The 14589-nt window shown below is 41.3% G+C and carries 18 protein-coding genes; all 18 read right to left on the minus strand.

The window, feature by feature from the left end; genetic code table 11:
- Positions 1–94: 94 nt before the first annotated feature.
- The 18 genes from C170_RS09900 to C170_RS09985 all read right to left on the minus strand — a co-directional run bounded on the left by C170_RS09900 (position 95) and on the right by C170_RS09985 (position 14589).
- The gene (locus C170_RS09900; protein ID WP_051447111.1) at positions 95–511 is read right to left on the minus strand and encodes a hypothetical protein; all 417 of its coding nucleotides are present in this window, start codon (positions 509–511) and stop codon (positions 95–97) included.
- A gap of 26 nt (positions 512–537) precedes the next feature.
- On the minus strand, positions 538–1566 hold the full coding sequence (locus tag C170_RS09905) for an alpha/beta fold hydrolase (RefSeq protein WP_036609073.1): 1029 nt from the start codon (positions 1564–1566) through the stop codon (positions 538–540).
- Between the two features lie 51 nt (positions 1567–1617).
- A complete protein-coding gene (locus tag C170_RS31310; protein ID WP_235200746.1) occupies positions 1618–1986 on the minus strand; it encodes a hypothetical protein in 369 nt (122 codons plus the stop codon).
- A 262-nt stretch (positions 1987–2248) separates the two neighbouring features.
- Complete coding sequence (locus C170_RS09915; RefSeq protein ID WP_036609403.1) at positions 2249–2782, minus strand: GNAT family N-acetyltransferase; 534 nt, start codon at positions 2780–2782, stop codon at positions 2249–2251.
- 173 nt (positions 2783–2955) lie between these two features.
- A complete protein-coding gene (locus tag C170_RS09920; protein ID WP_081745907.1) occupies positions 2956–3423 on the minus strand; it encodes an NUDIX domain-containing protein in 468 nt (155 codons plus the stop codon).
- Positions 3424–3578: 155 nt separating this feature from the next.
- Positions 3579–4037 carry a GNAT family N-acetyltransferase gene (locus C170_RS09925; protein WP_036609075.1) on the minus strand — a complete coding sequence of 153 codons (459 nt, stop codon included), beginning with the start codon at positions 4035–4037 and terminating at the stop codon, positions 3579–3581.
- Positions 4034–4603 carry a hypothetical protein gene (locus C170_RS09930; protein WP_036609077.1) on the minus strand — a complete coding sequence of 190 codons (570 nt, stop codon included), beginning with the start codon at positions 4601–4603 and terminating at the stop codon, positions 4034–4036. The genes C170_RS09925 and C170_RS09930 overlap by 4 nt, the downstream gene beginning before the upstream one ends.
- Complete coding sequence (locus C170_RS09935; protein WP_036609079.1) at positions 4600–5142, minus strand: GNAT family N-acetyltransferase; 543 nt, start codon at positions 5140–5142, stop codon at positions 4600–4602. The genes C170_RS09930 and C170_RS09935 overlap by 4 nt, the downstream gene beginning before the upstream one ends.
- Before the next feature lie 2 nt (positions 5143–5144).
- Entirely contained in the window at positions 5145–5642 is a 498-nt protein-coding gene (locus tag C170_RS09940; protein WP_036609081.1) for a GNAT family N-acetyltransferase, read from the minus strand.
- 482 nt (positions 5643–6124) lie between these two features.
- A complete protein-coding gene (locus tag C170_RS09945) occupies positions 6125–6592 on the minus strand; it encodes a DUF2691 family protein (RefSeq protein WP_036609083.1) in 468 nt (155 codons plus the stop codon).
- 48 nt (positions 6593–6640) lie between these two features.
- Positions 6641–7171, minus strand: a complete 531-nt coding sequence (locus C170_RS09950; protein ID WP_036609085.1) for an AAA family ATPase — start codon at positions 7169–7171, stop codon at positions 6641–6643.
- Positions 7172–7183: 12 nt separating this feature from the next.
- A complete protein-coding gene (locus tag C170_RS09955) occupies positions 7184–7669 on the minus strand; it encodes a GNAT family N-acetyltransferase (RefSeq protein ID WP_235200751.1) in 486 nt (161 codons plus the stop codon).
- A gap of 229 nt (positions 7670–7898) precedes the next feature.
- Positions 7899–8429, minus strand: coding sequence for an AAA family ATPase (locus tag C170_RS09960; protein ID WP_036609089.1), 531 nt, complete (start codon positions 8427–8429; stop codon positions 7899–7901).
- Positions 8430–8619: 190 nt separating this feature from the next.
- Positions 8620–9684 (minus strand): polysaccharide deacetylase family protein, encoded by a 1065-nt coding sequence (locus C170_RS09965; RefSeq protein ID WP_036609091.1) that lies wholly within the window; start codon positions 9682–9684, stop codon positions 8620–8622.
- Positions 9685–9904: 220 nt separating this feature from the next.
- The gene (locus C170_RS09970) at positions 9905–10957 is read right to left on the minus strand and encodes an ABC transporter substrate-binding protein (protein ID WP_036609093.1); all 1053 of its coding nucleotides are present in this window, start codon (positions 10955–10957) and stop codon (positions 9905–9907) included.
- Positions 10958–11065: 108 nt separating this feature from the next.
- A complete protein-coding gene (yjfF, locus tag C170_RS09975; RefSeq protein WP_017689006.1) occupies positions 11066–12040 on the minus strand; it encodes a galactofuranose ABC transporter, permease protein YjfF in 975 nt (324 codons plus the stop codon).
- A complete protein-coding gene (locus C170_RS09980) occupies positions 12030–13073 on the minus strand; it encodes an ABC transporter permease (RefSeq protein WP_081745908.1) in 1044 nt (347 codons plus the stop codon). Before C170_RS09980 ends, yjfF begins: the two co-directional genes overlap by 11 nt.
- 4 nt (positions 13074–13077) lie before the next feature.
- Positions 13078–14589, minus strand: a complete 1512-nt coding sequence (locus C170_RS09985; RefSeq protein WP_036609094.1) for a sugar ABC transporter ATP-binding protein — start codon at positions 14587–14589, stop codon at positions 13078–13080.

Consider the following 14589-nt stretch of genomic DNA (forward strand, 5'->3'; position numbering starts at 1 on the left):
ATTCTTCGTCCAACAACAACATAATAACACATTTATGGAAAATAAAGCGATATCTTTATTGTTTTTTGTGACTATTTACTACAAAATAATCCATCTATCCGTTTAAGTGGATTGCTTGGATTTGTTCTCTATCAAAATCAATAATCATAATGTGATCGCGCAAAATATGATCTCCGCAAGATATTGTTGCGCCGTAGTCGGTTACACTGTTAAATGTGATATCCACACGATAGACTTCAATCTCATTAAACCAATTCTGATGTACCTTTTCATGAAGTTCATTCTCATAATATTCTCGAAAGACAGTCTCACACGTTGAAAACCACTTAATGTAGTCTTCTATATTATGAACAACTGAATCTAACGGTATATTAGTAGACACATATATTCGAACGTCATTTAAATCCTCATCCTGTATGCAATGTTTAAATATTTGCACAGTATTTTGCAGAGTGTAACACCGGTAACTCTCATCACTCTCTTCTTCAAGCTCAATGAATTCATTTAACAATATGATCTTGCTCCTCTCAATGCATATTAAAATAGCTCATTTAACCACTTTACGAATTTTTCTTTCTCTTCAAGCTGTGGGTAATGCGCCGACTCGTTGAATACAATGAAGTCTTTGATCGGTGCATCCAATACGTCAAAATAATCACGTGCTGCATTTGCAGTGGTCATATAATCATATTTACCCGTTACAAAATAGGTAGGAATCTCCAGATGATCAACAATATCAGGTAAATTTTGATCAAATGCTTCCCTCAGTAAGATGTCTTGTGAACTGAACATCCCTGAATAAAAGCGAATCATATCCAGCCCATTATATTCGGGATTTAAAAGGAATCCTGAAATATAATCTCTATTCTCGTTGATGAGTCTGGCTGCACCACCGTACTTTTGCAACAAAATTCTAGGCGTAAGTTCCTTTCCTTGCTCGATCGAGCTGCGGATTAGCTCCAGTTTTTTAACATCATCTTCATTACCGGCTTGTTTCGCTTGCTCGTACGTGTACTCCAAACTTTCCAGTTCGCTCTGAAGTGTATTAGCCATCTGTCCAATCCCTATATAAGCGTGAAACTGAGTAGGTGCTTTAGCCGCAGCTTTCATCCCGATGTATGTACCAAATGAATGACCGATTAATATAACCTTCTCTTGACCTAACTCCTTAGATACATAATCCCTTAACGCTAACAAATCATCTACTAATACATCTGTTGTGAGATTCGAGTAATCTTCAAAAAAGTGATAGGACTTTCCACTCCCACGTTGATCGTAATGCACCACCGTGAAGTGTTGCTCAAGCTCTTTCTGATACTTCCTTACGTATGGAATCTCCGAGCATCCTGGCCCACCATGCACAAAAATCAGGATAGGGTTAGTCCGATCAACACCCCTGATCATGACTTCATGTCCTGTACCGTTAATTTCGACCTGTTCTAACATGCTGATGCTGTTTTCACCTTTAATTTTGGGTGTCCATGTGGGAAATATCAGAGCTACTATAACTATTAAAATAATACTGAATATGCTGTACTTGAGTGTTTTACGTATTTTTTTGCGCATGTAATGCTCCTTAAATAATAAGTTTCATTTGTAATTCTACCAACGGTTCCTTTATCGTAACGGATACAACAATTCAACGGGTTCTATCTTCAGCTCTTCTTGGAAGATGTAATTGTGATCGGCTCCAACGATACAGAGGATTCGTTTTCCTGGATGAGCTTCAATTGTATTTTTGACTCTTTGAATCATAATCTGATTACGGACCACCCAGCGAAAGTTCTGTGCCTTCGCGTTTACCTGATGCAACCATTCATATTTTTGTCTGGTTACACGATCGAACTCCTTTGAATTAAAAGGAATCTCGCCAAACTGATACGTCTCCATTTGCTCTGCAAACCAATGATCATCCCGTTGTTCAAGTTCTTTACGTTCCACGTCCGAATAACCGTTGAATAGATCAAAAGCATTCCACACATCCAATTCAAACCAGCAATAGGGACAAATGGGATGTTATGCTCCTCGCATAAAGGGAAGACCAATTCCCAATACTCACTGGCTGGTTCTCCCCAGTATCCTCTATCATGTTTGTCCTTCAGATACCTCAACCAACTCTACGGATGAACTTCACCACAAATGAGATCTGGTTTAAACTCAGTTATCACATTCTTGTAAAGAGAAAGAGAACAATGATATCGCTCTCTGAGTTCTGGATTATGAATGGTTCCGAGTATCCCAACCGTTTTCATGTGCCCAGCTCCTTTATCATGTGTATATCTTTCGGCTCTTTGTCATAGAGTTCTTGATCAATCTCACTTGCAATCTGACTGCCCTGACTTTTATAAAAGGATACCGCTGATTTCGTCTCTGTGGAGGAGATATACAGATACTGTGCACCACGTTTCTTAGCCTCTTCACCTAACTCGTTTAGAATACGTTTTCCAATACCTTGTCTTCTGTACCCGCGTGAGACATACATCAAGTCAACTTGTAATTGATTTCGTTCTTTTCCTCTATATTGATGTGCCAGTACTCCAAATCCGATGAATTGATCGCCAGCAAACGCACCATATGCCATGCCACCTTGTTCTAATTCGTACACATATCGATTTTGAATCTCTTTCAAAAGCATCTCATCCCAGTTTGAGCATTCATGATTTTGTTCAAGTTCAACCAATCGGTTCTCTCTCATTTCATAAATGAGATCAATATGTTCCGAGCGATCTATTTCCTGCAGCTGATTCACATCATCAAGGGTCATCGTTCTATACGTTATCATGATTGTTGCCATCTCTCCTTCCCCATGTTATTTCTAAGATCCTATGGCTTTATAGATTGAAGTCTGTATTTATCAAATACTCTTTTATCGTACAAAATAGTGTATTCCTTGTTCTCTTCAATTAGTTTTGACATATCCATTGGAACGGCTATTGTTCGTTCGTGATACTTAAATCAGCTTATTTTAATTTCAGGTAACTCATTCAAATGATTTATTTCGATAGTGTATTTCTTAAGCTTATAGTTCTCAAGTCCATCCCATCTGTCTGAGAAACGATAAAACATATCTCCGAAGTTCATCCCTTCAGGTAATACATCCACAAGCTTTATTTCATCGATTTCAGACTCCGGTAAGCTCTCCAGCAATTTAACCTCAGCATAAGAAACCATACCAAAGCTCCCATTCCATTCATATACTCCATAAGGTGTTAATTCGAAGCGTACTGCCCCTGTCTCTTCATAGAGTTCTCGACTTGCCGTGTGTAAAATGGTTTCCCCTATTTCTTTGTTGCCTCCTGGGATCTCCCAACCTCCTCTTTTCCTATTTTTTATAATGATGAATTTATTATTGTATTTAGCGATCACAACTGCAAATTTGATTAACTCCGGATCAAGTTCATCTAGATCAAACCAGTGGCTCATGTTATCTCTCCCATAAACAACTATTCTTTCAATATATAATTGTTAAACCATTGAAGTGGTAACAAGCTATCATCGGATATAATCGTTGTGAATACCGCAATCAATCCTCGCTTTTGGTTAACAAAGTTATATTGCCCTCTGAAATATTGAGTCTATCATTTTATTGCCAACCTGTAGATCACTTCATCATCTGAATTGGTTCTGTTCTCACTAATGAAGGACATGCTCTTATACAAATGCTGTGCTATTTCGTTATCACGTTCAACCGTTAATGAAATAACCTTGCACAACGGATGCTGTTTTGTAATGTAATCTAGAATGGCTCTTATAGCGCTCTTTCCCATTCCTTTGCCTTGATAGGATTGATCGATTTGAAAACCACCAATCCAGTAATTATCTGTACTATCTGGCGTATAACTCAGATAAAAGAAACCAAATACCTTACCATCAATCTCAAGTACGTAAGGATCAAATGCTTCATCCCACGGTTTTATATAGGCGTAAGCGATCCCCTCAATAACAGATGGAACTAATGACAATTGGTGTTCATACAAAGAGATCTTCAGCGCCTCTTCCCAATTCTCTCGGGTGACTGGTTGTATTCTTATAATCACCACTGCATCTCCTCTTTCGACAATCCTTGTTTGATTCTAAAGTTCTTTTCAATTTCACTTACAACCACTTCCAAATGATGTTCAATCAACTGTATCACTTGTTTTTTATTCTTCGTGATTATTGCGTTCTTATGGTTTGTGTTAATTGTACATATAACTTCTTCTATATTATATTGATGGTTCCATTTCACAATCATCTTGCATAGGTTCTTGAATGACTGATTGTAATTCGACGGTTGCAAACCCATTCTGGACAATACAAACCTCTTTATAATCCGATAATCTCTAATGAAAACATTTGGAGCTAATACAAAAATCAAATCCGCTTCCTGGATGGACTTAATGGTCCAATCTTTGCACTGCACTCCTTCTATGATCCAAGCCTCTGAACTGACAATAGATTGGATCAATTCATCCCTAACACTTTCAGGATATCTCAGATTTTCGGCGCTTCTGTCCCATATGAGATTGTCTAATTCATAGGAAGGAATACCGTATTTATCCGACAATTCTTTGGCTAATGTTGATTTCCCACTACCGCAAGATCCAATAATTCGTATTCTCATACATATTCTTTCTTCAAAAATGCATAGATGACATTATCAACAAATCGATTTTTCCAATAATAATGTTCTTTAAATATGCCTTCTTCACTGAACCCAATTTTCTCAAGCAACTTTCTTGATCCCGCGTTCTCTGGCTCTACAAATGCTTCAATTCTGTTTAATTCAAGGTTCTTGAATCCATATTCAACGATTTTCTGAGTTACCTCGGTCATGTAACCCTGCCGCCAGAACTCTGGTGCTAACTCATATCCCAACACAGCTTTATGATGTTGTTTCATCCAACCATGAAATCCGCATGTTCCAATAATTCTGTTGTCCGATTTCAAAGCAATTCCCCAGCGGATGACCTGACCATTCTCAAATCGTTCTTTCCACCTTTGTATAAGTTCTTCTGCTTGTTTTAAATTTGTGAAACTTTCTACATCGTAGAATCTTGTAACTTCATCTGACGAAAAATATTGAAATATGTCTTGGGAATCACTCTGTTTAATCTCTCTTAACAGCAGTCCTTTGGTTTCAAGTTCAGGAAAAGGAGTCATATTCACTTCACCTCAATCGAGTATACCGCTACATTTTTCCCTATTATGTCTACGTCCTTCTCGTGTTTCATGCCATTCTTTTGCGCGACTTTCATAGAACCCACATTGCCATGTTGAATTAAAGATATTAATCTTTTCTGTTTCAAGTGATCCATGCCATATTCTTTCCACGCTTTTGCTTGTTCATATCCGTAACCCATTCCCCAGTATTGCTCTATAACCCAGTAACCAACTTCAAGCTCATGAGTGCCTTCAATGCTTTGAGGAATCAGTCCGGAGGTTCCAATTAACTTGTTATCCTCTTTATTAAATGCGAGGAACAGCCCTTTATCATCTTTATTCCAGTTGATGAACTTTTCCAGGCTTTGCATGGTTTCTTCCTTCGTCCAGGGTCCTCCATGTCTAATAAATTTCATCATATTTGGCTCACGTGTCATCTCAAAAAGTAAATCGAAATCATTTTTAGTATATTTCCGAAATATAAGTCGTTCTGTCTCCATTTTTCTCTCAACTCCTTCTTCATTCATAAAGATGTAATCGTATTCATACACATTCAAATATCATGGGGGAAACGGACTAGAGTGTGTCTTCAAACTCAGGCAAGTAAACGATGATGGGTGCCAGCTTACCGTCCGAAAATCCCTAAAGTTCAGGGTGGCTGATGCTGGCGAATGGCCATGCGATTTTCTAAGGAACACAGGACATCTTATTCGGCCTTCAGGTCCTCTTTTAAAATTGTAGGGAACATGAGATATCTTATTTCTCAAAATCATCTGACAAAAATGCTACAAAAGTCTATTTTTTCTGGTATAGCGTGTCTCAGATTTCTTAGATTTCGGAGGGCGTTTCAAATTCCCGAATAAGATGTGTCAGGTTCGTTAGCGTTAACACCTAACACCTAAACTCAACGCTATGCTAATGCATAACAACGAAAGCATGGGAAGTTCTATCAAACCTTAGCAGTTAATCCCATGCTTCTTTATCACCAGACCGATAGTTTTGTCCTAGCATCATTCTCATCTGTTAAATATTCGAGAGATTCAAATCCCTGTCTATTTATATGATTATACAATTCCTCGACTTTCTCTAAATCCTTACAATAAACCGTGACGTAGGTACTATCGATCACAAGAAGAACCATCTGACAGTCACTCAACATATAATCTTCATAGGTGATAATATCTGTTATTTGTGTGCCTTTTGGAAATGCTTTTAAATTCGCAAATATTAAATAATACTCGTTGTTATCAATAATCTTCTGTAATTCTTCTCCATTCATGCCCATAATCATATCCGGAAAAAGATCATCCCCTAACGTATCATCAACAACGAAGTAGGACTCCTCCTCACCAATAAACCAATCGAAATTAGATACTTCCATTGGTTTTAAAATCTCCCCAAGAAAATGACCATAGGCATTTGGTATTTCAAAACGTATTCCTCTGTTCATCTGCTCACCCTCTTATCATTTTCAATTCGAAGCATAATAACAGTGCAGTTATTTCACTCGATATTTCTCATTATTTATAATCTCACTTACTATTCCAGGTAATTGTGCTTCTGTAAAATGATTAGTATACAGCTTGTTATCTACTCTCAGATCAGGATGATTTTCAAACTCATCCAGCAGAATTATACTTCTTTCTTTCATTTGATATTCTTCTGCTCTTAGACGGTCTCTACGAATAATGGTTTGACGATCAACCATTAATACAACATAGATTATGCGAACATGATAGTCTGCCAATTCTGTCATTAACCCATCAATGTCTTCCGGAAAGGCCACATAGTCCAGCACTACATCGTATTTATAATCCAACAAGTTTTTCACTAGGCTAGATATATTTTTCCAAGTTAAGTCGTTTGTATCCTTATCAAGCCAGGGTTTACCTCTCCCTTTGACCGGAAAGTGACTAACCGCATCTCCAGAAATGTAGGCACTTTTATCTAAAGTCTGAACCAGCAGCTTGGAAGTTGTAGATTTCCCTACTCCAGGGGGTCCAGATATAATATATAGGTTTCTACTCATTTCGTATTCTCCTTACAATATCTTTTGGAAACTTCCAATATCCAGTTTTCTATCGAATTTATATCCAATCTCTTTAAACAGAGCACATTGTTCATAACCATTTCTCTCAAATAATGATTTACTTCTTGTATTCTCCATGCAAATCGTCGCAATTAAGGTATGGAATCTTTGTTCTTTTGCAATCTTCTCAATAAAACGTAATGCTTGATTCCCCAAGCCTTTTCCCAAAATATCGGGCTTCAAATATATGGTGACTTCACCACAAATGTCATATGCCTGTTTACTCTTATATTGGGTGATCAGAACATAGCCCATCATTTGATCGGTTTCAAGAATTACATAAGTTTTATACCGTGTATCCTTGTTCATGACAGAGGATTTAATCTGATCAAGATCTAATTCCTCCGTATGAAACGAAATTGTTGTATTCATTACATAATAGTTATAAATCTCTCTAATTTCAGGGAGGTGCTGTTCGGTTACCTCTTCAAAAGTCACAGTCGTCAATTAGGTTCCATCCTCTTCTGTTCAATTTCTTCAACGAAACCAGCGTCTAGATTTAATTCACCGTAAATATGAGGATATTCCCTGCCTTCATTATACAGATCTTCCCATATATCTTCTGACTTTATTTTAGAATTCCATTAATCAACGCGGCTTCCCACTCTTTTCTTAAGAGTACATGTACAATCATCATCCTAAAATCCTCCTTAATAAAAAATGATAATTATTTGGATAGGACCTTCCTCAATATGAGTTCTATGATTTCACTAGTCTCCAGATGATCGGTAATAATGCGAGTTTGAAATTTTTCATCCTTGAAAGCTTCAACACACTTTGGTGCTTGTTGATACTGCCAGCCTCCATACTCATCTCCACGTTTAGCCAAACGATGATAAATCGTCTCTTCTGTAGCCGTAAGGCAAAAATGATGAATGTCCTGATCGATCTCTTTTAACCCGTTATAGATGTAATGAAAGTTTTCCTCTTTATAGATGGTCATGGGGATAATTAAGTGTTTGTTGTATTTCTGCTTTACTTCTTTAGCCGTCTTTACGGTTAGAATTTTCCATAAATCGATATCTTGAAAATCATCCGTACGTTCCCTTTCCTCTCTACAATTCTCCGGAAGAAGTTTTCTCAGCATATATCCTATTTCTTCAGGATCGTAGATCATGCTGTTTGCAATTAAGGGCTGAAGTGCTTCAGCTGCAGAAGTTTTTCCCGAACCAAACGCTCCGTTAATCATGATAATCATTTGATCCTTTCACTCCCATTCAATGAAATTTTTCAATAGAAACAATTCTTCTCATATACAATTTCATCCATTATAAATGTTTCCCTTCCACTTTTGTGTTACAAAATGGCAAAAAACATAATGAAATCCCATTGGGTCAACCCAACGGGATTTCATTATAGTGCATTATTTTTCAATCAACCTTAGCTTGTTAATGTATTTCCAAGTAATCGATATAAATATCCCATGTCCCATCATCGGCTGTTACAACCAACTCAATGACCTGATTTCCCGTCCCATGGCTGATATTATTCAGGGTATAAACCGCTGGAGCGCTTCCGCCAAAGTAAAAGGTTCCCTTCGTCTGTCCGCCAATCTTCAAATCAACTCTAGCCATGTTGGCATTGTTTGAAGCTCCACGAAGCGAGAAATTATGAGTGCTCGTTGCAAAATTCTGAGTGTATTTAACCAAATCATTGTTGGCATAAAGGACCACACCATTGAAAGGAGAACTGATATTGCCGGTGTATTGTCCACCTTTGGTCATGTTCTCAGCTTCCACTTTTGTTCCGTTATTCGGGGGATTGGTAGTGCTATTATCTGGTGCGACTGCCCGACCGGTAGTTGATGAGATCATACCTGAGCAAAGGCCACGATTCTTCAGATTTTGTGCAATCTGCGGAATGGCCTGAAGTGTCGTCTGGTACTGATCATGCATTAGTATGACGTCACCACTTTTCATCGTATTCACAGCTGCTACGATCTGGGCTGCGCTGGCGCCATTCCAGTCTTGGGAATCTACGTTCCACAGTACTTCCTTCAGGCCGTTTTGGCTCACAACGGATTTCAAGGTCGCATTTGTCGCACCGTAAGGAGGTCTGAACAGTTTAGGTGAACTTCCGGTAATAGACTGGATCGTCTGTTGTGTCCGAGTAATCTCTGACGACATCTGAGAACTGTTCAATGTAGTCATGTTTGGATGTGTATAGGAATGATTGCCAATCCACATACCAGCTGCTACTTGTGCAGAAACCAGAGATTTATTATTTTGTGCATTTTGTCCAACATTGAACATCGTTGCCCGTAAGCCAGCCTGCTTCAACGCGTTAAGCATGTTTGTTGTATTTCCAGATGGGCCGTCATCAAACGTCAGACCTACATAACCATTCGGACAACTTGCATCTGCAGCACGAGCATCAGGCACCCCCGGAATAGAAAACAAGGTACCGAAAAGTGCGAGAGATATTACCGCCTTTGCCAGCTTAACTTTGAACATAAAATTACCTCCTCATAATATATTCACAGCATACTACCTTCTACACTCCCTCTCTTTATCGAACTCTCACCCCTCGAAAAAAGCGCTTTCAAAAGTATGTAATCCGCTACGTCCTTTCTCATAGAGAAGAGCTTTTAGTTCAAGGTGAGTTCAGTATAAACGATAAGTTTATTTAAAGTAAATTGAATTTTATCCAAAATGTTCTATTTATCCACATATTCTAGAATCTCCTGTTGTACATCTCCCGTCCAGCACTCTCCTGTGTAAAAATATCCTCCGGGGGCACCATGCGCTTTGAGAGTGTACGCCCTGCAATAATTTCTTTTGTAGCCTGCATAAGCTGAGGACCAAGCAGCGGGTTACATTCCACCACAGCGTTGATTTTCCCACTCGCCAGAATTTCAATTGCTTTGCGGGAGCCGTCCACCGAGACAATGATAATGTCCTCTCCCGGCTTCAGCCCAACTTCTTCTATCGCTTGTATAGCGCCAAAAGCCATTTCATCATTATGGGCAAAAAGAACCTGCGGCCGTTCGTCTTCCGGGACCTGAAGGAATTCTTTCATCACTTGTTTCCCATTGTCCTCCGTAAAATCGGCAGGAGCACTTTGTGAGAAGATGATATCTGCTCTGGTTTCGAAAATGCTTCTAAATCCCTCGCCACGCTGGATAGAGGGTGTAGAACCACTCGTGCCTTGCAGTTCGGCAATCCGTATCAAACCCGGATGATTTCGCATCCGATCCTGAATGTACTTCCCAGCCTTCACACCTTCCTCATAAAAGTCCGATCCAATCGTTGTCACAAAAAGTGAAGTGTCTTTGACATCAACTGACCGGTCTACGATAATCACGGGTATACCTGCATCCCTGGCCTCCTGAAGAATACCATCCCAGCCCGATTCCACGACCGGTGCAATGGCAATGACATCCACCTTTTGCCTGATGAACGACCGAACAGCCTCGAACTGTTTCGTCTGAGACTGTTCTGCATTTTTTATTACAAGGGAGATTCCCGATTCAGCCGCAGCATTGCGAATAGACGTGGAGTTTGCCAGACGCCAGGCACTCTCTCTGCCCAGTTGTGAAAAACCTAAGACAATCGGTTTCGTAGAGGTATCCCTTGCTACCGCTGATTCCATCCATTCCTCAACGGAGGGAAGAGTTTCTAAGTTGTTAGACGAGATGGGAGGAGGAACAGATTCAGACTCAGGGGTTGTGCAGCCGACAAGCAGCAGTAGAATGAACAAACACAACCAGTTCACATGTCTTCTCACTCACGCATCCCCCATCTCCATGTTACGCTCAACATTCACCAATGCAGAGCGCATATTGTTATATCATTGTTTCGGTATCCGTGTTCAATATCATTTAATTCGATCAACTTAATGCAGTGATTTCGAGGATACTCGCCGCCCGCTAAGAAGTCGTTGGAACAAAATAAAAACAAACAGCATCAGGCCAATCACAATCTTGGTCCACCATGAGCTGAGCGTACCTTCGAAGCTAATTATAGTTTGGATAGCCCCCTGGATCAATACACCAATAAAGGTTCCCGCCACATATCCTACACCACCTGTTAACAAGGTGCCTCCTATTACAACAGCGGCAATGGTATCGAGTTCAAGACCCATGGCGTGTAATCCATAACCGGATAACATATAGAAGGTAAAGACAACACCGGCAAGCGCGGAACACAAACCGCTGAACGTGTACACCAGGATTTTGGTACGTGCAACCGGCAGTCCCATGAGCAACGCGGATTGCTCGCTTCCGCCGATGGCGTAAACGTTGCGCCCAAACCGGGTGTAATGTGCCAGGTAGATCGCGAGTAGTACAATGACCAGAGCAATAATCACATTAATGGAGACAAAGCTGCCCCCTGGCAGGGAAATCTTCGCCTGCGCAACCTGTGTGTAAAATGGATTCGTAATGGTAATGGTGTCGAGACTGATGACATAACACAGCCCCCGCGCCAAAAACATGCCTGCCAGTGTCACGATGAAAGGCTGAATTTTAAAATAGTGGATGATCGCCCCCATGACTGTGCCAAACAACGCACCCATGACAAGCACCATAGGTATAACGATCGCAGGCGACCATCCTTGCTTCTCGACCAGACTTGCGCTAATGATGGTCGTCAGCGCAATGACAGATCCTACCGACAGGTCGATTCCTCCCGATACAATCACAAAAGTCATGCCAATTGCCGTGATAATCAGAAATGCGTTATCAATGAGAAGATTAAGCAGTACCTGTGTGGAAAAGAACCCCGTATACCGGAAAGAGCCTATGGCAAACATCACGGCCAGCAAACCGAAGGTGACAAAGACCGGGAGATACTTACGATTAAGAAACATGGCGGTTAACCCCCTGTTCGGCTGGAAACTTCCGTTTTTTCCAACGGATCACCATGGAATTGCGGAATGAATCGGATTGAATCAAACATACGGCCAGTACTACAAAGGCTTTGACAACCAACGTAACTTCTGGCGGGACTCCAATCATATAGATCGTCGTTGTTAAGGTTTGGATAATGAGTGCTCCAACGACGGTACCCATTAGATAGAAACGACCACCATTGAGCGAAGTACCCCCGATGACTACAGCAAGAATGGCATCAAGTTCATACCACAGACCTGCGTTATTGCCATCCGCACTGGATACATTCGAGCTGAGAATAAGCCCGGCAATGCCGGCACACAGACCACAGAAGACATATACCGTGAGAATAACCGTTTTTGAACGAATACCTGCCAGTTGGCTCGCGTTTGCGTTACTTCCAACCGATTCAATAAACAGTCCCAGTGCCGTTTTTCTCGTCAACAGTGAGGCAACAAGCAGTACAGTTAATACGATGAAGATGGAAAAAGGCAATGCTGCAAGCGAACCTGCCCCGATATAGGCATAGTTTGCGTTGGATACAGTAATAATCTGTCCACTCGTAATCAATTGCGCAATCCCACGTCCAGCTACCATCAGAATAAGCGTTGCAATAATGGGTTGGATTCGGGCAACCGAAACCAGCGCCCCATTCCATATGCCCAAGATCAGTGAGAGACCTATAGATAATCCAAGTGCGCCCAACATAAGCCCGAGCGAATTCTGATCCACTCCTCTGCTGATGCTCATACAAGCCACGGCACCGGAGATCGCTACAATGGAGCCCACGGACAAATCGATACCTCCGGTCGCAATCACAAGTGTCATACCGATCGATACCAGAATTAAGGGCGCTCCAAAATTGAGAATATCAATCAAGCTGCCATACAGATTCCCTTCACGCATGACGAGGGAGAAGAAATCCGGAGAGTACAGCAAATTAAAGATTAAAAGTAAACCAAGCATACATAACGGCCAAAACAAATGATGTTTACGCATCTTGCCCGCCATCTCTTTAACCTCCTGCCATTGCTTTCATGATTTGCTGTTGATGGATCTGATCCCCGCTAAGTTCTTGCACTTTTTTGCGGTCCCGGATTACGGCAATCCGGTGGCTGACACGAATCACTTCTTCCAGCTCGGACGAAATGAACAGCACGGCCATGCCCTGCTTCGACAGAGAGAGCACCAGCTTCTGTATTTCAGTCTTGGCACCGATATCAATTCCACGCGTAGGTTCATCGAGAATCAACAGATCGGGGTTCATCAGCAACCACCGTGCAAGCAACACCTTTTGCTGATTACCGCCGCTCAGATTTTTAATTAAATGCTCCGGGTTTTTCGGATGGATATTTAACAGGTTGATGTACTTTTCGGCGATCTCATCCTGTTTCTTGCGTGAGATGGGTTTGGACCAGCCTCGTGTCGCTTGTAAAGCCAGAATAATGTTCTCCCGAATGGTCAAATCATCGATTATGCCTTCGGTTTTACGGTTCTCGGAGCAAAAAGCAATATTCTGATCAATTGCATGACGCGGCGACTTGACCGTACTTCCTGTATCTACAACGAGCAGCTTGCCTACATCTGAACGATCTGCACCAAAGAAAAGGCGAGCGATCTCGGTACGACCAGACCCCAATAACCCAGCCAAGCCCACGACTTCTCCTTTGCGAATGTCCAGATCAAATGGCTCAATTGCTCCTTTGCGTCCAAGTGCCTTAGCGGTAATTAACAGTTCTCCCGACTCCGCCTGGGCAGCATCCGCTTCCTTCGGAAGCTCCTCAAGCACCTCGAGTTCCTTGCCGATCATCTTGAGAACCAGTTCCATGCGTGGAAGTTCTGCGGCTATGTACTCTCCTTCCAATTCCCCGTTACGGAGCACCGTTAGACGATCCGACATTTCGTATACCTGATCAAGAAAATGAGTAACAAAAAGAATTGCGAGACCTTCACTCTTTAATTTGTGCATAATACGAAACAGTTGCTGAACCTCGTTTTTGTCCAGACTGGATGTGGGTTCATCCAATATGAGCACTTTTGCCGAGATGCTGAGTGCTCTTGCAATTGCAATCAGTTGTTGCATCGCGACCGAGTAAGTCTGTAAAGGAGCCTTAACGTCTATGGACAGATGTAATCTGTCTCGCAGAATGTTCTCCGCATCTTTGTTCATTTGCTTCCAATTGATTTTGCCAAATCGCATCGGCTCCCGCCCGATGAAAATATTCTCAGCGACCGTTAAGTTCGGACAAAGATTGACCTCTTGATAAACGGTACTGATTCCCGCCTTTTGCGCTTCAAGCGGACCGGAGATCGAAAGATGCCGGTTATCCATGGTTACCGTTCCTTCATCAATGGAATAAACGCCAGTCAGAACTTTAATAAGCGTCGACTTCCCCGCTCCATTCTCACCCATCAAGGCATGAATCTCGCCCGGAAACAAGCGAAAGCTGACGCTGGATAGCGCTTTAACCCCGGGAAATTGTTTGGTGATGCCTGTCATTTGCAAAATGGGTGCTTGCTCGGCCAT

The sequence above is a fragment of the Paenibacillus sp. FSL H7-689 genome (assembly GCF_000517905.1).
Lineage (GTDB): Bacteria > Bacillota > Bacilli > Paenibacillales > Paenibacillaceae > Paenibacillus > Paenibacillus amylolyticus.